This window comes from Streptomyces sp. NPDC093801, assembly GCF_040701585.1.
Classification (GTDB): Bacteria; Actinomycetota; Actinomycetes; order Streptomycetales; family Streptomycetaceae; genus Streptomyces.
The window spans coordinates 54,847-72,696 of sequence record NZ_JBFBDP010000012.1; the positions used below are offsets into that span (position 1 = coordinate 54,847).

The 17,850-nt window shown below is 73.3% G+C and carries 16 protein-coding genes; 2 read left to right on the forward strand and 14 right to left on the reverse strand.

Annotated elements, in window-relative coordinates; all coding sequences use genetic code 11:
* Positions 1–3 precede the first annotated feature (3 nt).
* The 10 genes from gatB to AB0469_RS15785 form a co-directional block, all read right to left on the reverse strand.
* Entirely contained in the window at positions 4–1,515 is a 1,512-nt protein-coding gene (gatB, locus tag AB0469_RS15740) for an Asp-tRNA(Asn)/Glu-tRNA(Gln) amidotransferase subunit GatB (protein ID WP_079429905.1), read from the reverse strand.
* Between the two features lie 16 nt (positions 1,516–1,531).
* Positions 1,532–1,711: a hypothetical protein gene (locus AB0469_RS15745; protein ID WP_344165909.1), complete on the reverse strand. Its 180-nt coding sequence runs from the start codon at positions 1,709–1,711 to the stop codon at positions 1,532–1,534.
* A gap of 62 nt (positions 1,712–1,773) precedes the next feature.
* Entirely contained in the window at positions 1,774–3,279 is a 1,506-nt protein-coding gene (gene gatA, locus AB0469_RS15750; RefSeq protein ID WP_366452094.1) for an Asp-tRNA(Asn)/Glu-tRNA(Gln) amidotransferase subunit GatA, read from the reverse strand.
* Positions 3,279–3,575: an Asp-tRNA(Asn)/Glu-tRNA(Gln) amidotransferase subunit GatC gene (gene gatC / locus AB0469_RS15755; protein WP_007266718.1), complete on the reverse strand. Its 297-nt coding sequence runs from the start codon at positions 3,573–3,575 to the stop codon at positions 3,279–3,281. The genes gatA and gatC overlap by 1 nt, the downstream gene beginning before the upstream one ends.
* Before the next feature lie 330 nt (positions 3,576–3,905).
* On the reverse strand, positions 3,906–6,086 hold the full coding sequence (locus AB0469_RS15760) for a bifunctional diguanylate cyclase/phosphodiesterase (RefSeq protein WP_366451948.1): 2,181 nt from the start codon (positions 6,084–6,086) through the stop codon (positions 3,906–3,908).
* Between the two features lie 356 nt (positions 6,087–6,442).
* Positions 6,443–8,644 (reverse strand): NAD-dependent DNA ligase LigA, encoded by a 2,202-nt coding sequence (gene ligA / locus AB0469_RS15765; RefSeq protein WP_366451949.1) that lies wholly within the window; start codon positions 8,642–8,644, stop codon positions 6,443–6,445.
* A gap of 31 nt (positions 8,645–8,675) precedes the next feature.
* Positions 8,676–9,659, reverse strand: coding sequence for a methionine synthase (locus AB0469_RS15770; RefSeq protein WP_366451951.1), 984 nt, complete (start codon positions 9,657–9,659; stop codon positions 8,676–8,678).
* Positions 9,656–10,345: an SDR family oxidoreductase gene (locus AB0469_RS15775; protein ID WP_366451952.1), complete on the reverse strand. Its 690-nt coding sequence runs from the start codon at positions 10,343–10,345 to the stop codon at positions 9,656–9,658. Before AB0469_RS15775 ends, AB0469_RS15770 begins: the two co-directional genes overlap by 4 nt.
* Positions 10,346–10,413: 68 nt before the next feature.
* Positions 10,414–10,758, reverse strand: coding sequence for a DUF1330 domain-containing protein (locus AB0469_RS15780; protein WP_366451953.1), 345 nt, complete (start codon positions 10,756–10,758; stop codon positions 10,414–10,416).
* Between the two features lie 89 nt (positions 10,759–10,847).
* Positions 10,848–11,894: a helix-turn-helix domain-containing protein gene (locus tag AB0469_RS15785; protein ID WP_366451954.1), complete on the reverse strand. Its 1,047-nt coding sequence runs from the start codon at positions 11,892–11,894 to the stop codon at positions 10,848–10,850.
* 127 nt (positions 11,895–12,021) lie between these two features.
* On the opposite strand from AB0469_RS15785, the gene AB0469_RS15790 reads away from it, so the two are divergent.
* On the forward strand, positions 12,022–12,945 hold the full coding sequence (locus tag AB0469_RS15790) for an NADP-dependent oxidoreductase (protein WP_366451955.1): 924 nt from the start codon (positions 12,022–12,024) through the stop codon (positions 12,943–12,945).
* Positions 12,946–12,952: 7 nt separating this feature from the next.
* Here the strand turns inward: AB0469_RS15790 and mnmA are convergent, their stop codons facing one another.
* On the reverse strand, positions 12,953–14,095 hold the full coding sequence (gene mnmA, locus AB0469_RS15795) for a tRNA 2-thiouridine(34) synthase MnmA (RefSeq protein ID WP_366451956.1): 1,143 nt from the start codon (positions 14,093–14,095) through the stop codon (positions 12,953–12,955).
* Between the two features lie 68 nt (positions 14,096–14,163).
* Between mnmA and AB0469_RS15800 the strand changes: the two genes are divergently transcribed.
* Complete coding sequence (locus AB0469_RS15800) at positions 14,164–14,841, forward strand: N-acetylmuramoyl-L-alanine amidase (protein ID WP_366451957.1); 678 nt, start codon at positions 14,164–14,166, stop codon at positions 14,839–14,841.
* On the opposite strand, the gene AB0469_RS15805 is transcribed toward AB0469_RS15800, so the two are convergent.
* The 3 genes from AB0469_RS15805 to AB0469_RS15815 form a co-directional block, all read right to left on the reverse strand.
* The gene (locus AB0469_RS15805) at positions 14,838–16,001 is read right to left on the reverse strand and encodes a cysteine desulfurase family protein (RefSeq protein WP_366451958.1); all 1,164 of its coding nucleotides are present in this window, start codon (positions 15,999–16,001) and stop codon (positions 14,838–14,840) included. The genes AB0469_RS15800 and AB0469_RS15805 overlap by 4 nt on opposite strands.
* 166 nt (positions 16,002–16,167) lie before the next feature.
* Positions 16,168–17,025: a thioesterase family protein gene (locus AB0469_RS15810; RefSeq protein WP_366451959.1), complete on the reverse strand. Its 858-nt coding sequence runs from the start codon at positions 17,023–17,025 to the stop codon at positions 16,168–16,170.
* A 60-nt stretch (positions 17,026–17,085) separates the two neighbouring features.
* Positions 17,086–17,742, reverse strand: a complete 657-nt coding sequence (locus tag AB0469_RS15815) for a trimeric intracellular cation channel family protein (RefSeq protein WP_366451960.1) — start codon at positions 17,740–17,742, stop codon at positions 17,086–17,088.
* Between the last annotated feature and the right edge of the window lie 108 nt (positions 17,743–17,850).

Sequence of the window (17,850 nt, forward strand, 5' to 3'; positions counted from 1 at the left end):
AACCTACTCGGAGACGCCGAGCTTCTCCAGGATGAGCTCCTTGACGCGGGCCGCGTCGGCCTGGCCGCGGGTGGTCTTCATGACCGCACCGACCAGGGCGCCGACGGCGGCGATCTTGCCGCCGCGGATCTTGTCGGCGATGGCCGCGTTGCCCGCGATGGCCTCGTCCACGGCCGCGCCGAGCGCGCCCTCGTCCGAGACGACCTTCAGGCCGCGCTTCTCGACGACCTCGTCCGGGGTGCCCTCGCCGGCGAGGACGCCCTCGATGACCTGGCGGGCCAGCTTGTCGTTCAGGTCGCCGGCCGCGACCAGGGCCGCGACACGGGCCACCTGGGCCGGGGTGATCGGCAGCTCGTCGACCGAGACGCCCTGCTCGTTGGCGTTGCGGGCGAGCTCGCCCATCCACCACTTGCGGGCGGCCGCCGAGTCGGCGCCCTCCTCGATCGTGGCGACGATGGAGTCCACCGCGCCCGCGTTGAGGATGGACTGCATGTCGTGCTCGCTGACGCCCCACTCCTCGCGGAGGCGGTTGCGGCGCACGCGCGGCATCTCCGGGAGGGCGGCGCGCAGCTCCTCGACCCAGGCGCGGGCCGGGGCGACGGGGACCAGGTCGGGCTCCGGGAAGTACCGGTAGTCCTCGGCGTTGTCCTTGATGCGGCCGGCCGTGGTAGAGCCGTCCTCCTCGTGGAAGTGCCGGGTCTCCTGCACGATGGAGCCGCCGGACGAGAGCACCGCCGCGTGGCGCTGGATCTCGAAGCGGGCAGCGCGCTCGACGGAGCGCAGCGAGTTGACGTTCTTCGTCTCCGAACGGGTGCCGAATTCCTTCGTACCGTTCGGGCGCAGCGACAGGTTCACGTCGCAGCGCATCTGGCCCTTGTCCATGCGGGCCTCGGAGACGCCGAGCGCCTTGATGACCTCGCGGAGCTCGGCCACGTACGCCTTGGCGACCTCGGGGGCACGCTCGCCGGCGCCCTCGATCGGCTTGGTGACGATCTCGATGAGGGGGATGCCGGCGCGGTTGTAGTCCAGCAGGGAGTGGGACGCGCCGTGGATACGGCCGGTGGCGCCGCCGACGTGCAGCGACTTGCCGGTGTCCTCCTCCATGTGGGCGCGCTCGATCTCGACGCGGAAGACCTCGCCGTCCTCCAGCTGGACGTCCAGGTAGCCGTTGAAGGCGATGGGCTCGTCGTACTGGGAGGTCTGGAAGTTCTTCGGCATGTCCGGATAGAAGTAGTTCTTCCGGGCGAAGCGGCACCACTCGGCGATCTCGCAGTTCAGCGCGAGGCCGATCTTGACGGCGGACTCGACGCCGATCGCGTTGACGACCGGCAGCGAGCCGGGGAGACCGAGGCAGGTGGGGCAGGTCTGCGAGTTGGGCTCGGCGCCCAGCTCGGTGGAGCAGCCGCAGAACATCTTGGTCTTGGTGCCGAGCTCGACATGGACCTCGAGGCCCATGACGGGGTCGTACGACGCGAGGGCGTCTTCGTACGACAGCAGTTCGGTGAAGGTGGTCACGGTGAAACTTTCCCTCTCAGCCCAGCAGGACGTCGTCGTCGCCCAGGCGCTTCAGCTCGCGGTACAGGATCGCGAGCCCGGTGACGATGGCGGCGGCGGACACGACGGCGTCGACGAGCTGGAGCGTGTCGTGCTCGGTGCGGGCCTTGCGCACCTGCTTGATCACACTGAAGGCACCGAAGGCGGTGGTGCCCATCGACAGGTAGGTCCCGGTCTTCGACTTCTTGAAGCCCTTGGCCTTGGACAGCGCACTCGAACTCACAGCGACGGAGCCTCCTCAAGCAGCGGGTGGCCCCAGCGCTCGACGAAGGCGGCCTCGACGGCCGCGCCGACCTTGTACAGACGGTCGTCCTTCATCGCCGGGGCGATGATCTGCAGACCGACCGGGAGACCGTCCTCCGGGGCCAGGCCGCAGGGCAGCGACATGGCGGAGTTGCCGGCCAGGTTGGTCGGGATGGTGCAAATGTCCGCGAGGTACATCGCCAGCGGGTCGTCGGTGCGCTCACCGATGGCGAAGGCGGTCGTCGGGGTCGTCGGGGAGACGATCACGTCGACCTGCTCGAAGGCCTTCTCGAAGTCCTTCGTGATGAGCGTGCGGACCTTCTGGGCGGAGCCGTAGTACGCGTCGTAGTAGCCGGAGCTGAGCGCGTACGTGCCGAGGATGACGCGGCGCTTGACCTCGTCGCCGAAGCCGGCTTCGCGGGTCAGGGCGGTGACGTCCTCGGCGGACCTCGTACCGTCGTCGCCGACGCGCAGGCCGTAGCGCATCGCGTCGAAGCGGGCCAGGTTCGAGGAGCACTCGGACGGCGCGATCAGGTAGTACGCGGCCATCGCGAGGTCGAAGGACGGGCAGTCCACCTCGACGATCTCGGCGCCGAGCTCCTTGAGGAGCTCCACCGACTCGTCGAAGCGCTGGGTGACGCCGGCCTGGAAGCCCTCGCCGCGGAACTGCTTGACCACGCCGACGCGCATGCCCGCGACGGAGCCGTTGCGGGCGGCCTCGACGACCGGCGGGACCGGGGCGTCGATGGAGGTGGAGTCGAGCGGGTCGTGGCCGGCGATGACCTCGTGGAGGAGGGCCGCGTCCAGGACCGTGCGGGCGCAGGGGCCGCCCTGGTCGAGGGAGGAGGAGAAGGCCACCATGCCGTAGCGGGAGACGCCGCCGTAGGTGGGCTTGACGCCGACGGTGCCGGTGACGGCGGCGGGCTGGCGGATGGAGCCGCCGGTGTCCGTGCCGATCGCGAGCGGGGCCTGGAAGGCGGCCAGGGCGGCCGCGGAGCCGCCGCCGGAGCCACCGGGGATCTTGGTGAGGTCCCAGGGGTTTCCGGTGGGGCCGTACGCGCTGTTCTCGGTGGAGGACCCCATGGCGAACTCGTCCATGTTGGTCTTGCCGAGGATGACGACGTCGGCTTCCTTGAGCTTGCGCGTCAGGGTGGCGTCGTAGGGCGGGATCCAGCCTTCGAGGATCTTCGAACCGACGGTGGTCGGTACGCCGACCGTGGTGAAGATGTCCTTGAGGGCGAGCGGGACGCCGGCCAGCGGGCCGAGCTCCTCGCCCGCGGCGCGCTTGGCGTCGACGGCGCGGGCCTGGGCGAGGGCGCCCTCGCGGTCGACGTGGAGGAAGGCGTGGACCTTCTCGTCGGTCGCGTCGATGCGGGCGAGGTGTGCCTCGGTGACCTCGACGGCCGTGAGCTCGCCGGAGGCGATCTTCTCGGCGGTCTCGGCGGCGGTCAGCTTGATGATGTGGGTGTCAGCCATGGTGATTAGTCCTCCCCCAGGATCTGCGGCACCTTGAAACGCTGCTGCTCCTGGGCGGGAGCGCCGGAAAGCGCCTGCTCGGGGGTGAGCGAGGGACGGACCTCGTCCGCGCGCATGACGTTCGTCAGCGGGAGCGGGTGGGAGGTCGGCGGGACGTCTTGGTCGGCGACCTCGGAAACGCGGGCGACCGCGCCGATGATGTCGTCGAGCTGTCCGGCGAAGTGGTCGAGCTCTTCGCTCTTCAGCTCCAGACGCGCCAGCCGAGCGAGGTGGGCGACCTCCTCGCGCGTGATGCCAGGCATGCAGCGATCCTCTGGGGGTGGTGAGTGTGTAGTTTCGGGCCCAATCCTATGGGGCCCGGCCCCGGACCCGGTAAACGGTTTGCCGCAGGCCTGCGGCAAAGGGCGGGTGTGCCGCTGCGCGGAGCCGTCTCCCCGCCCCGCCCTTCGCCCGTTCCCCAGGGCTCCGCCCCGAACCCCGTTCCGGGGGCTCCGCCCCCGCACCCCCGTGCCTCAAACGCCGGCGGGGCTGGAATTTCGCTGCGCGAGATCCAGCCCGCGCGGCGGCCCACCGCCCGCACCCGACGCCCGGGCGGGACCGGACCGGCCCCGCCCGGGCCCCGCGGGGAACCGCTACGGGGCCGGGGTGTCGGCCGTGGCGGCGAGTTCCGCCGTGATGTCCGCCGGGCGGCGCCAGCCGCGCTCGCCCCGGGCCAGGAGCCAGGCCGTGGCCTCCTGGGGCGGCATGGCGGCGGCGACGAGCCAGCCCTGGACCGCGTCGCAGCCCAGGTCCCGCAGGCGCTCCCACGTCTCGTCGTCCTCCACGCCCTCCGCGACGACCAGGAGGCCCAGGGAGTGGGCCAGGTCCACCGTGCAGCGGACGATCTCCGCGTCCTGGGCGTCGACCGCCAGGCGGGCGACGAAGGAGCGGTCGATCTTCAGCTCGCTCACCGGGAGGCGGCGCAGGTGGACCAGGGAGGAGTAGCCCGTGCCGAAGTCGTCCAGGGACATCTTCACGCCGTGGCCGGTCAGGCCGGCCATGGTGTCGGCCGCGCGCTGCGGGTCCTCCAGGAGGACGTGTTCCGTTATCTCCAGCTGGAGGCCGCTCGCGGGGACCCCGTGGCGGGCCAGGCGGGCGGCCACGGCGCCCGCGAAGCCGGGGGTGTGCACGTCGCGCGGGGAGACGTTGACCGCGACCGGGACCTTCAGGCCCTGGGCGCGCCAGCGGGCGACCTGGGCCAGGGCGGTCTCCAGGACGTACTCGGTCAGGTGCGGCATCAGCCCGGAGGTCTCGGCGATGGCGATGAACTCGTCGGGAGGGACGCGGCCGCGTTCCGGGTGGACCCAGCGGACCAGGGCCTCCAGTCCGGCGACCTGGCCGTCGAAGCGGACCTTGGGCTGGTAGTGGAGCTCGACCTCGCCGGCGTCCAGGGCGCGCCGGAGGTCGCCGAGGAGGCCGAGGCGGTCGGGGGTGTTGCTGTCGCGCTTCGACTCGTAGACCTCGACGCCCGTGCGGTCCCGCTTGGCCTGGTACATGGCGACGTCGGCCCGGCGCAGCAGGCCCTCCGCGTCCAGGGCGTGGTCCGGGAAGACGGCGAGGCCCGCGCTGGCCTCCAGGACGAGGGTCAGCCCGTCCAGGTCCAGCGGGGAGCTGAGCTCGGCGACCAGGTGGCGGGCGACCCGCTGGGCGCTGGTGGTGGAGTCGGTGGTGGGGAGGAGGACGGCGAACTCGTCGCCGCCCAGGCGGGCCGCCTCCGCCTCATCGGGGAGGGCCTGGCGCAGCCGGGCCGCGATCTGCAGCAGGAGGCGGTCGCCGGCGAGGTGGCCCAGGGTGTCGTTGACGGCGCGGAAGCGGTCCAGGTCGATCAGCACGAGGGCCGAGCGGGTGCCCAAACGTTCAGCCTCGTCGAGGGCGGCCCAGGTCCGCTCCAGCAGCCACTGCCGGTTCGGCAGCCCGGTCAGCGGGTCGCGCAGCTGTTCCTCGGCGCGGGCGCGGGCGATCCACAGGGTGGAGTCCAGGGCGATGAGCGGCACGGCGAACAGCGGCAGCAGCACCGGCTGGGTGCTGGCGACCACGCAGATCAGGGGGGCGATGCCGAGCAGCGCCGCCGCGACCAGGGCCTGGCGCAGGAGGGCCGTGCGGGCCACCGTGGGCAGGCCGCCGCCGGGCGGGGTGAGCGCGAACCACAGCAGGACGCGGGTGACGAGGAGGTAGGAGACGGCGACCAGGGCCACCTCGGGTGCGGCCGCCAGGTCCCAGGTGGTGGGCTGCCAGGGTGACTCCACGGTCGGCGCGTCGCCGAAGGCGGCCAGGACGAGGGCGCCCGCGCCGATGCCGAGGATGTCGACGGAGCCGTGCAGCAGCCCCTGCCGCCACCGGTGCCGGCGTGCGGCCCCGACGAGGGTGACCACGGCGAGCGAGACGAGTCCGGCGGGGACCCAGCCGTAGAGGATGAGCACGCCGAGGGTGAGGGCGGCGCCCGAGCCCGTACCGCCCCACCAGCGGTCGCGGCCGAGGGCGACGAGGTGGCCCACGATGATGCCGGTGAGCAGGGCCAGCGCCCAGCCGACCGCGCCGCCCGGGAACAGCGACTGACGGGCGGTCAGGGCGGAGACGATCCCGCCCACGAGCAGCACGGCGGCGGAGCCCACGACGACGGCGGGCAGCACGGTGCGCCGCTGGTCTCCCGCTCCGGTGTCCAGGGGGCGGGTCTGCGGTGTCCTGGCACGCAGGACACCGAGCCGGCCCACCCGCAAGGACGGGGGGTCCCCGCCGAGTTCAGGTGACGGGTCGGCGCTTTCGGTGGGTTTCATGCCCGTCCCTCTCACAGCCGGCGATGCCGATGTCGCGCGATGGCCCCGATGTCATGCCATCACGGCTGGAAGGCACATCAGGCAGCCGCGCACGACAGGCGCACCCCACAACAGTAGGACGGGAGAGGCTCCCAGGGGCAGCAGTCGGCGGTGGTTGCCCGAATGCGACCCAGCCATCCTCATCAGTACGGTATCCGCCGAACGGGTGAGTTTGGACCAGGACCCCCCGTCACCCCACCGATGATCCGACAGCTCACCGGCCCTCGACCAGCCATGTACCGGCCGTTTACCACCGGGCGCCGCGCCGGGGCGTGCGCCCGCCCGTACGGCCGCACGCCGCGCATCCGTTCGCGGTACTACTGCCCTTCGCCGCCGCCGTCCAGCGGAAGGGCCGCCTCCAGGGCCGCTTCGGGCCCCTGTTCGAGCAGGACCTCGAAGCCGGCGTCGTCGAGGACCGGGAGCTTCAGCTGGACGGCCTTGTCGTACTTCGAGCCGGGGTTGTCACCGACCACGACGAAGGAGGTCTTCTTCGACACCGAGCCGGTGACCTTGGCGCCGCGGCTCTGCAGGGCCTCCTTGGCGCCGTCCCGGGTGTGGTTCCGGAGGGTGCCCGTCACGACGACGGTCAGGCCCTCCAGGGGGCGCGGGCCCTCCTCCTCGCCGGAGCCCTCCTCCTCCATCCGCACGCCGGCCGCCCGCCACTTGCGCAGGATCTCCTGGTGCCAGTCGACGGCGAACCATTCCTTGAGGGAGGCGGCGATGATCGCGCCGACGCCCTCGGTCGCGGTGAGCTCCTCCTCGGTGGCCTGTTCGATGCGGTCGATCGACCGGAACTCGCGGGCGAGGGCCTCCGCGGCGACCGGGCCGACGTGCCGGATGGACAGGCCGTTGATGATGCGGGCCAGCGGGCGGTGCTTGGCCGCCGCGATGTTCTCCAGCATCGCCAGGGCGTTCTTCTTCGGCTCGCCCTTCTGGTTGGCGAAGACCGTGACGATCTTCTCCTGGCCCGTCTTCGGGTCCCGCTTGGGCAGTCCGCTGTCCGGGTCGAGGACGTACGCCTTGATGGGCAGCAGCTGCTCGATGGTGAGGTCGAAGAGGTCCCCCTCGTCGAGCAGCGGCGGCTGCGCCGGCTCCAGCGGGCCGGTGAGGGCGGCGGCGGCCACCATGCCGAAGCTCTCGATGTCCAGGGACTGCCGGCCGGCCAGGTAGAAGAGGCGCTCGCGCAACTGGGCTGGGCAGGTCTGCCCGTTGGGGCAGCGGACGTCGATGTCGCCTTCCTTCATCGGGCGCAGGGCCGTCCCGCACTCGGGGCACTCGGTCGGCATCACGAACTCCCGCTCGCTGCCGTCCCGCAGGTCCACCACCGGCCCGAGGATCTCGGGGATGACGTCGCCCGCCTTGCGCAGGACGACGGTGTCCCCGATGAGGACGCCCTTGGCCTTGACGACCTCCTGGTTGTGCAGGGTCGCGAACTCCACCTCGGAGCCGGCCACCGTCACCGGCTCGACCTGGGCGTACGGGGTGACGCGCCCGGTGCGGCCGACGCCCACCCTGATGTTGATCAGCTTGGTGTTGACCTCTTCGGGGGCGTACTTCCAGGCGATCGCCCAGCGCGGGGCGCGGGCGGTGGAGCCGAGCCGGCCCTGGAGGGCGATCTCGTCGAGCTTGACGACGACGCCATCGATCTCGTGCTCCACGGAGTGCCGGTCCTCGCCGAAGCGGGTGATGAACGCGCGCACCTCCGCCAGGGAGGACACCACGGCGTTGTGCCGGGCGGTGGGCAGGCCCCACTCGCGCAGCAGCTCGTAGGCCTGCGACTGGCGCTCGATCTCGAAGCCCTCGCGGGCGCCGATGCCGTGCACCACCATGTGCAGCGGGCGGGTGGCGGTGACCTTGGGGTCCTTCTGGCGCAGGGAGCCGGCCGCCGCGTTGCGCGGGTTGGCGAAGGGCTTGCCCTCGGCCTCCACCAGACGGGCGTTGAGCTCCTCGAACTTCTCCATCGGGAAGTACACCTCGCCGCGGATCTCGACGAGGGCCGGGACCCGGTCCCCCTTGAGGCGGTCCGGGATCTCGGCGATGGTGCGGACGTTGGGCGTGATGTCCTCGCCGGTGCGGCCGTCGCCGCGGGTGGCGGCGCGGGTGAGGCGGCCGTTCTCGTAGGTGAGGTTGACGGCGAGGCCGTCCACCTTGAGCTCGCACAGGTAGTGGTAGTCCGGGGTGTTCACGTCACGGGCGACCCGGTCGGCCCAGGCGGACAGTTCCTCGTCGTCGAAGGCGTTGTCGAGGGAGAGCATGCGCTCGCGGTGCTCGACGGAGGCGAAGTCCGTCTCGTACGCCCCGGCCACCTTCTGGGTGGGCGAGTCGGGCGTGCGCAGCTCGGGGTACTGCTCCTCCAGGGCCTCCAGCGAGCGCAGCAGCTGGTCGAACTCGGCGTCGCTGACGACCGGCTGGTCGTTCACGTAGTACCGGAAGCGGTGCTCCTCGACCTGCTCGGCGAGCAGCTGGTGCTGCTCGCGCGCAGCCGTCGGTACTGCCGTGTCCTGCTGTTCGGCTGCCATGCCGTGTCCTCCCGTGGCCCGTCCTCGACCGTCACTCAGGGTTGTCTGCGAGTGACCTCGCCGCCCTGACGCAGTGGGCCTGCACCGCACGGGCGTAGGCGGGCGAGGCGCCCGCCAGACCGCACGAAGGGGTGACCACGACGGACTCGGCGAGAGTCCCCGGAGCCAGCCCCAGCCTGCGCCAGAGCTTCCTGACACCCATGACGCTACCGCCCGGGTCCGACAACGGGCCGTCGGTGCCCGGCACCACTCCGGCGAAGAGTTTCATCCCGCCTTCGACGGCTTCGCCGATGGCGTCGTCCTCGCGCTCGGTGAGCAGGGAGAAATCGAACGAGACGGCCGCGGCACCGGCCCGGCGCAGCAGCGCGAAGGGGACGTCGGGCGCGCAGGAGTGGACGACGACCTCCCCGTCGTGGACGGAGAACAGGTCGCGCAGGGCGCTCTCGACGACCTGCCGGTCGACCGCCCGGTAGGTGCGGTAGCCGCTGGCGGAGCGCACCCGGCCGCGCAGGACGGCGGTGAGCGAGGGCTCGTCGTACTGGAGGACGACCTCGGCTCCCGGGACGCGCTTGCGGACGTCGGCGAGGTGGCCGCGCAGGCCCTCGGCGAGGGAGGCGGCGAGGTCGCGGCAGGCTCCGGCGTCCTGGAGGACGGCCTCGCCGCCGTGCAGTTCGAGGGCGGCGGCCAGCGTCCAGGGCCCGACGGCCTGGACCTTCAGCCTGCCGGTGTACCCCTGGGTGAACTCCTCCAGCGCGTCGAGGTCCTCGCCGAGCCAGGAGCGGGCCCGCCGGGTGTCGCGGCCGGGGCGGTCGCTGATCCGCCAGCCGCTGGGCTCGACGTGGGCGTACAGGTCGACGAGCAGCCCGAGGGAGCGGCCGATCATGTCGGCACCGGGTCCGCGGGCGGGCAGTTCGGGCAGGTACGGGAAGTCCTCGAAGGAGCCCGTGGCGGTCTTGGCGGCCTCGCGGGCGTCGCCGCCCGGCAGGGATCCGACGCCGGTGGCGCCCGCGGTCATCGGCCGGGCCTGACGCTCAGGTCGTTGACCTCGGCGTCGCGCGGCAGGTCGACGGCCATGACGATGGTGGTGGCCACGGACTCGGGGTCGATCCAGGCGGAGGGGTCGTACTCCTTGCCCTCCTGCGAGTGGACCTTGGCCTGCATGGGGCTGGCGGTGCGGCCGGGGTAGACCGAGGTGACGCGGATGCCGTTGGCCTTCTCCTCCCCGCGCAGGGAGTCGGCGAGGGCCTTGAGGCCGTGCTTGGAGGCGGCGTAGGCGCTCCACTCGGCGTGGGCGTTGAGGCCGGCGCCGGAGTTCACGAAGACGACGGTCGCCTTGGAGGCCCGCAGGGTGGGCAGCAGCAGGCGGGTGACCTCGGCGGGGGCGATCAGGTTGACGTTGAGCTGCTGGTGCCAGGTCTTGGGGCGCAGCTCGCCGACGGGGCCGAGGTCGACGATCCCGGCGATGTGCAGGAGGGAGTCGATCCGCTCGGGCATCGGCTGCTTGGAGAAGGCCCAGGAGAGCCGGTCGGGGTCCGCGAGGTCGCCGACGAGGGTCCGGGCTCCGGGGTAGCGCTCGACGAGCTGCCGGGCGCGGGCGGCGTCGCGGGCGAGCAGGACGAGGTCGTCGCCCCGGGCGTGCAGGCGGGCGGCGACGGCGGCACCGATGCCGGAGCCGGCGCCGGTGATCAGGTGAGTAGGCATACGGCCCATGCTCGCACCCCGGGGCGGGTACCGGGCCCGCCACCCGGGGCGGGCCGGGGCGCGCGGTGTCAGAGCCCCGCGGACTCGCGGAGGGCGGCGGCCGTCTTCGTGGCGTCGTAGCCCGCCGGGACGCCGTCGACGAGGAGGATGTCGCCGGGGATGTGCCGGGTGCGCAGCGGCAGGATCTCCTGGTAGGCCGGGGAGGCGTACCAGGCGCGGGCGCGCTCGATGTCCGGGAAGGCGATGATCACGAGGTCGCCGGGGAAGGAGCCCTCCAGTACCTCGACCGGGTTGCCGTGGACGAGGAAGCGGCCCTCGAAGGGGGCCATGGTCGACTGGATCTCCTCGATGTAGCGGAGGACGTCCTCGTTCATGGTCGAGGGGCGTATGTGGCCGATGGCGTACGCGGTCATGTCTGGCTCCGATTCCCTTGCCCGGACGGCTTGTCGATCTCATCCTGGCAGCGCGCGGAGGACCGGTCGATTACCTCCGGGGTCATGTGTCACACGGGCCGGCGGGCCTCGGCGGGCACGGCCGGCCGGAAGGTGCGGCGGTAGGCGATCGGGGAGACGCCGAGGGACGCGCGCATGTGCTGGCGCAGGGAGTTCGCGGTGCCGAAGCCCGCGCGGTGGGCGACCAGGTCGACGGGCAGGTCGCTGGACTCCAGCAGGTCGCGGGCGACTTCGAGCCGCTGGGCGGTCAGCCACTGCACCGGGGTCATGCCGACCTCGTCGCGGAAGCGGCGGGTGAAGGTGCGCAGGCTCATCCGGGCGTGGGCCGCGAGTTCGGCGAGGCTGACCGGTTCGGCGAGGCGCTCCAGGGCCCAGGCCCGGGTGGCGGTGGTGGTGGCGACCGTGGGCTCGGGGACGGGGCGGTCGATGTACTGGGCCTGCCCGCCGTCGCGCCAGGGCGGTACGACGCACATCCGGGCGGCCCGGTTGGTGACGGCGGCGCCGTGGTCGCGGCGGATCAGGTGCAGGCACAGGTCGACGCCGGCGGAGACCCCGGCCGAGGTCAGGACGTCCCCGTCGTCGACGAAGAGCACGTCCTCGTCGACGCGGACCTTCGGGTAGGCCGTGCGGAACTCCCGGGCGAGGTTCCAGTGGGTGGTGGCGGGCCGGCCGTCGAGGAGCCCGGCGGCGGCGAGGACGTAGGAGCCGGTGCAGATGGACACCAGGCGGGTGCCGGGGCGGATGCCCGCGATGGCCGCGGCGACGGCGGGCGGCAGCGGCCCGCCCCGGCCCAGCTCGGGCATGGCGTGGGTGGGCGGGACGATCACGGTGTCGGCGGCGGCGAGGGCTTCGGGCCCGGCGGCGGGCTGGAGGGCGAAGCCGGAGTCGCTGGGCACGGGGAGGCCGTCGGCGGTGCAGACGACGACCTCGTAGAGGGCCTGGCCGTCCTCGTCCACGGCGCTGCCGAAGACCCGGGAGGGGATGCCCAGCTCGAACGGGGGGAAGCCCGGCAGGGCCAGCACCGCGACCAGGTGCCTGCCGCCGGCGCCGCTCCCGGTGCGGGTCTCGCCCTCGACGCCGTCCCGTGCCTCACTCATGGCCAGATCCTGTCACATAGTGGCCAAACGGCCAACACTGCGGAGGTGCGCGGTGCCCCAATCTGAGACATGCCGCCGGGAAAGAGCCCGGAATCAGAGGCAAACGGATGGAATGAGGCATACGGACATGCGCGCGATCGTCGTGAACGAGTGGGGCGGCCCGGAGAACCTGGTCGAGCGGGAGATCGACCGGCCCGAGCCCGGTCTCGGCGAGGTCCTCGTCCGGGTCCACGCGGCCGGCGTGAACCCGGTCGACTGGAAGACCCGGGCCAGCGGGGGCCTGATCGCCTGGGGCGAGACCCCGATCGTGGGCTGGGACGTGTCCGGCACGGTCGAGGCGGTCGGCCCCGGCGTCACCCTCTTCGCCCCCGGCGACGAGGTGTACGGGATGCCGCACTTCCCGCGCCAGGCGGGCGGCTACGCCGAATACGCGGTGGCCCCGGCCCGGCAGCTGGCGGCGAAGCCCGCCTCGCTGAGCCACGTCGAGGCCGCGGCGCTGCCGCTGGCCGCGCTGACCGCCTGGCAGGCCCTGGTGGACACCGCGGACGTGCGTCCCGGCGAGCGGGTCCTGGTCCACGCGGCGGCCGGCGGCGTCGGGCACCTGGCGGTGCAGATCGCCAAGGCGCGCGGGGCGTACGTGATCGGCACGGCCAGCGCGGGCAAGCACGAGCTGCTGCGGGCGCTGGGCGCGGACGAGGTCGTGGACTACCGGGCCGTGGCCTTCGAGGACGTCGTCTCGGACGTGGACGTGGTCCTGGACGGCCTCGGCGGCGAGGTCGCCGAGCGCTCCCTGGCGGTGCTGCGCGAGGGGGGCCGGCTGGTCACCCTGCCCGGCCCGGACGACGTCCCGGCCGACACCCGCGGCTTCCGCGCCGACTGGGTGCTGGTCGAGCCGGACCGGCTGGGGCTGCGCGAGATCGCGGCGCTGGCCGACGGCGGCGCGCTGAAGCCGCTCGTGGAGGCGGTGCTGCCGCTGGAGCGGGCCGCCGAGGCCCATGAGCTCGGCGAGCGGGGCCGGACCACCGGCAAGATCGTCCTGACGGTGGCCTAGCAGGGCCTCAGGCGGAGGCGGCGGTGGCGGTGGCCCGGGTGGTCGCCGCGATGGTGGCGGAGCCGACCACGCGGGTGCCGTCGTAGAGCACGATCGCCTGGCCGGGGGCCACGCCGCGGACCGGCTCGGCGAAGCGGACGCGCAGCTCGCCGTCCACGACCTCGGCGAAGACCTCCGTCTCGCCGCCGTGGGCGCGCAGCTGGGCGGTGTAGGTGCCCGCGGGGGCGGCGGCGGAGCCGCACCAGCGGGGGCGGATCGCGGTGAGGGCGGTGACGTCGAGGGCCTCGGCGGGACCGACGGTGACGGTGTTGTTCACCGGCGAGATGTCGAGGACGTAGCGGGGCTTGCCGTCGGGGGCGGGGTGACCGATGCGCAGGCCCTTGCGCTGGCCGATGGTGAAGCCGTACGCCCCGTCGTGGGTGCCGACCTTCTCGCCGGTCGCCCCGTCGACGATGTCGCCCTCGGCCTTGCCCAGGCGCTTCGCGAGGAAGCCCTGGGTGTCGCCGTCGGCGATGAAGCAGATGTCGTGGCTGTCGGGCTTCTTCGCCACGGCCAGGCCCCGGCGCTCGGCCTCGGCGCGGATCTCGTCCTTGGTGGTGACCGTGTCGCCCAGCGGGAAGAGGGCGTGGGCCAGCTGCTTCTCGTCGAGGACGCCGAGGACGTAGGACTGGTCCTTGGCCATGTCGGAGGCGCGGTGCATCTCGCGGGTGCCGTCCTCCTTCTCGACGATGGTCGCGTAGTGGCCCGTGCAGACGGCGTCGAAGCCGAGGGCGAGGGCCTTGTCGAGGAGCGCCGCGAACTTGATCTTCTCGTTGCAGCGCAGGCAGGGGTTCGGGGTGCGCCCGGCCTCGTACTCGGCGACGAAGTCCTCGACGACGTCCTCGCGGAAGCGCTCGGCGAGGTCCCAGCAGTAGAAGGGGATGCCGATGACGTCGGCGGCGCGGCGGGCGTCGCGGGAGTCCTCGATGGTGCAGCAGCCGCGGGCGCCGGTCCGGAAGGACTGGGGGTTCGCGGAGAGCGCCAGGTGGACGCCCGTGACGTCGTGCCCGGCCTCGACCGCGCGCGCGGCGGCGACGGCGGAGTCCACGCCGCCGGACATGGCGGCGAGGACGCGGAGGGGGCGGGCGGTGCGCGGCAGGTTCTCAGTCATAGCGCCTTCCAGGGTACGGGGAACCGCGCGGGGTCACGGCGCGTTGTCGGCGGTGGGGGGTGGATCACATGACCGAAGAGGGCGCGAAGGCGAAGGGCGGGGGCCGGACCCGGCGGGCGGTGCTGTTCGGCGTACTCGGGGTTCTCGGCGTGGGGGCTCTGGCGGCGCAGGACGAGCTCCGGCGGGCCTGGTGGCTGCTGCCGGGGGTGGCCAAGCCGCGCAAGGAGGGGGAGGTGGACTCCCCCGGGGCGGGCTGGACGGCGGCCTCGCCGGCGAACTGGCGGATGGCGGACCGGCCCGACGACTACCGGGTGGACCGGATCGTCGTGCATGTCACACAGGGGGACTTCGCCTCGTCGGTGGACGCGTTCAAGAACCCCTTCCACAAGGCGTCGGCGCACTACATAGTCCGCCAGGACGGGCACGTGGAGCAGATGGTGCGCGAGCTGGACGTCGCCTTCCACGCCGGGAACCGGTCCATGAACGAGCGCAGCGTCGGCATCGAGCACGAGGGCTTCGTCGACCGCCCGCAGGACTTCACGGACGCGATGTACGCGGCGTCGGCGCGGCTGGCGGCGGACGTCTGCCGGAGGTATCACATACCGGTCGACCGCACGCACTTCCTGGGCCACTCCGAGGTCCCGGGCGCCGACCACACCGACCCGGGACCGCACTGGGACTGGGACCGCTACCTGCGGACGGTCCGGGAGGAGCTCGCCCGGACCGCTCCCGCGCAGGGCGGCTAGCTGAGGCCGGCCGTGCGGGCCCGGGCCACCGCCGGGCCGATGGCCGCCGCGACCGCCGCCACGTCCTCCTTGGTGGAGGTGTGCCCCAGGGAGAAGCGGAGGGTGCCGCGGGCCAGCTGGGGGTCGGTGCCGGTCGCGAGCAGGACGTGGCTGGGCTGGGCGACGCCCGCCGTGCAGGCGGAGCCGGTCGAGCACTCGATGCCCTGCGCGTCCAGGAGCAGCAGCAGGGAGTCGCCCTCGCAGCCGGGGAAGCTGAAGTGGGCGTTGGCCGGGAGCCGGTCCTCGGGGTCCCCGCCGAGGACGGCGTCGGGGACGGCCGCCAGGACGGCGCCGATCAGCTCGTCGCGCAGCGCGCCGACCTCGGCGGCGAACCGCTCGCGCCGCTCGGCGGCGAGGACGGCCGCCACCGCGAAGGAGGCGATGGCGGGCACGTCGAGGGTCCCGGAGCGGACGTGCCGCTCCTGGCCGCCGCCGTGCAGCACGGGGACGGGGGTCTGGTCGCGGCCGAGGAGCAGGGCGCCGATGCCGTACGGGCCGCCGATCTTGTGGCCGCTGACGGTCATGGCGGCGAGCCCGCTGTCGCCGAAGCGGACGTCGAGCTGTCCGACGGCCTGGACGGCGTCGGAGTGCAGCGGGACGCCGTGCTCGCGGGCGACGGCGGCGAGTTCGCGGACCGGCATGACGGTGCCGATCTCGTTGTTGGCCCACATGACGGTGGCCAGGGCGATGTCGTCGGGGCCCCGCTCGACGGCCTCCCGGAAGGCCTCGGGGCGGACCCGGCCGTGGTGGTCGACGGGGAGGTACTCGACGTCGGCCCCTTCGTGCTCGGCGAGCCAGTGCACGGCGTCGAGGACGGCGTGGTGCTCGACGGGGCTGGCGAGGATGCGGGTGCGGGCCGGGTCGGCGTCGCGGCGGGCCCAGTAGAGGCCTTTGACGGCGAGGTTGTCGGCCTCGGTGCCGCCGGCGGTGAAGACCACCTCGCTGGGGCGGGCGCCGAGCGCTTCGGCGAGGGCCTCGCGGGCCTCCTCGACGGTGCGGCGGGCGCGGCGGCCGGCGGCGTGCAGGGAGGAGGCGTTACCGGTGGCGGCGAACTGCGCGGTCATCGCCGCGGCGGCTTCCGGGAGCATCGGCGTGGTCGCGGCGTGGTCGAGGTAGGCCATGATTTTTTGATTCTACGAGTCCCCCGCCCCGCCCGTCCGCGCCCGGGGGCGGTTGGTCCGACCACCGCGGGGCCCGGGGGCGGCGGCCGGCCGGTGCCGCCCGGGGGCGGCCGGGCGGGCGCGGGCCCGCCCGCCGGCGCCGCGAGGGGGCGGCGGCCGGCCCCGGTCAGGGCAGGCGCGGCGCCCGGGCCAGCTGGCGGGACTGGGCGACCAGCCGGTCGGCCGAGTCCCAGACCTCCGCGTCCTCCTCCAGGAAGCCGCCCGCCAGGTTGCGGGTGACGATGCCGATGCGGAGGGGGCCCGGGGCCGGGCGGTGGCGGACGTGGGTGGTGAGCTCGACCGTCGGGGCCCAGCCGAGGAGGCCGAGGTCGAAGGCGGTCGGGGGCAGGGCGTCCACCGCGAGCAGCAGCGACAGCGGGTCCGCGTCACGGCCGTCCGCCAGCTCGAACCAGGCCCGCATCTCGCCCTTGCCCGACGGCGCCCCGACGGCCCAGCCCGCCGTCGCCGGGTCCAGCCGCAGCCGGAGCCGGTCCACGATGGCGCTGCTGCCGGGGATCGGGGCCGGGCCCGCCTCGGCGCCGAGGCAGTCCTCGTAGGGCGGGATGGCGGGGGGCAGCGCCACGGTGTGGACGCTGTCGGGGAGCGAGGAGAGCTCCCCGTAGGAGGCGAGGACGCGGATGCGCTCGACCTCGGCGCCGCTCTCGTCGTACTGGAACAGCGAGGCCTGGCCGGTGGAGAGGGTGCGGCCGACCCTGACGATCTCGGTGCGGATCACGGCGGGGCCGGGCACGGAGGAGGTCAGGTAGTGGGCGGAGACGGTGAAGGGGTCCGGGTGCGGCAGGGCCGCCGACAGGGCCCGGCCGACCAGGGCCAGCAGATAGCCGCCGTTCACGGCGGTGATGATCGTCCAGCCGGCGGAGAGCTCCGCGTCGTAGACACCGGGCTCGCCCGCGCGGGGCGTGATGGTGGTGTCGCGGTCGAATTCGCTGTCGCCGATGGATGCCTGGGCCGCTGCGTGTGACATGGCGACGACGGTACACGCGGAAGCTACTAAGCGGTAGCTTTTGTTTTGACGGTGGAGGACCTAGGGTTCTTCGGCCACCGAGGAGCGGCGGTTCCAGGCCAGCGGGGCGCGCCAGTGGTACTGCATGGCGAGGATGCGCAGGACGAACGTGGTGACGATCGCGAGGGCGGTCGTCATGGCGTTCAGGACGTCGAAGCTGATGAAGAGGGCCACCATCGAGGCGCCGACGACGGCGGGGACGGCGTACATCTCGCGGTCGCGCAGCAGTGAGGGGACCTCGTTGGCGAGGACGTCGCGCAGGACGCCGCCGCCGACGGCGGTGGCCACGCCCAGGGCGGCGGAGGAGGTCAGCCCGAGGCCGTACTCGTAGGCCTTGGTGGTGCCCGACACGCAGAACAGGCCGAGGCCGGCGGCGTCGCAGACGTTGATGGCCCGGTTGATGCGCTGCACCTCGGGGTGCAGGAAGAAGACGAGCGCGGCGGCGAGCAGGGGCGTCACGAAGAAGCTGAGCTCGCCGAAGGCGGCGGGCGGGACGGCGCCGATGCAGAGGTCGCGGAAGAGGCCGCCGCCGAGGGCGGTGACGAGCGCGAGGACGGCGATGCCGAAGACGTCGAAGTTCTTGCGGACCGCGAGGAGGGCGCCGGCGAGGGCGAAGACGAAGATGCCGGCGAGGTCCAGGGCGTGCTGGACTCCGGGCGGGAAGAGATCGTGGAGCACGCCTCATTGTCGCCCGGCGGGCGGGGCCGCTGGGACAGGAGCTCCGCCGGTGGGTGGGGCGGGGCCGGGGGCCGCTGCGCGGAGCAGTCCCCGACCCGCCCTTTCACC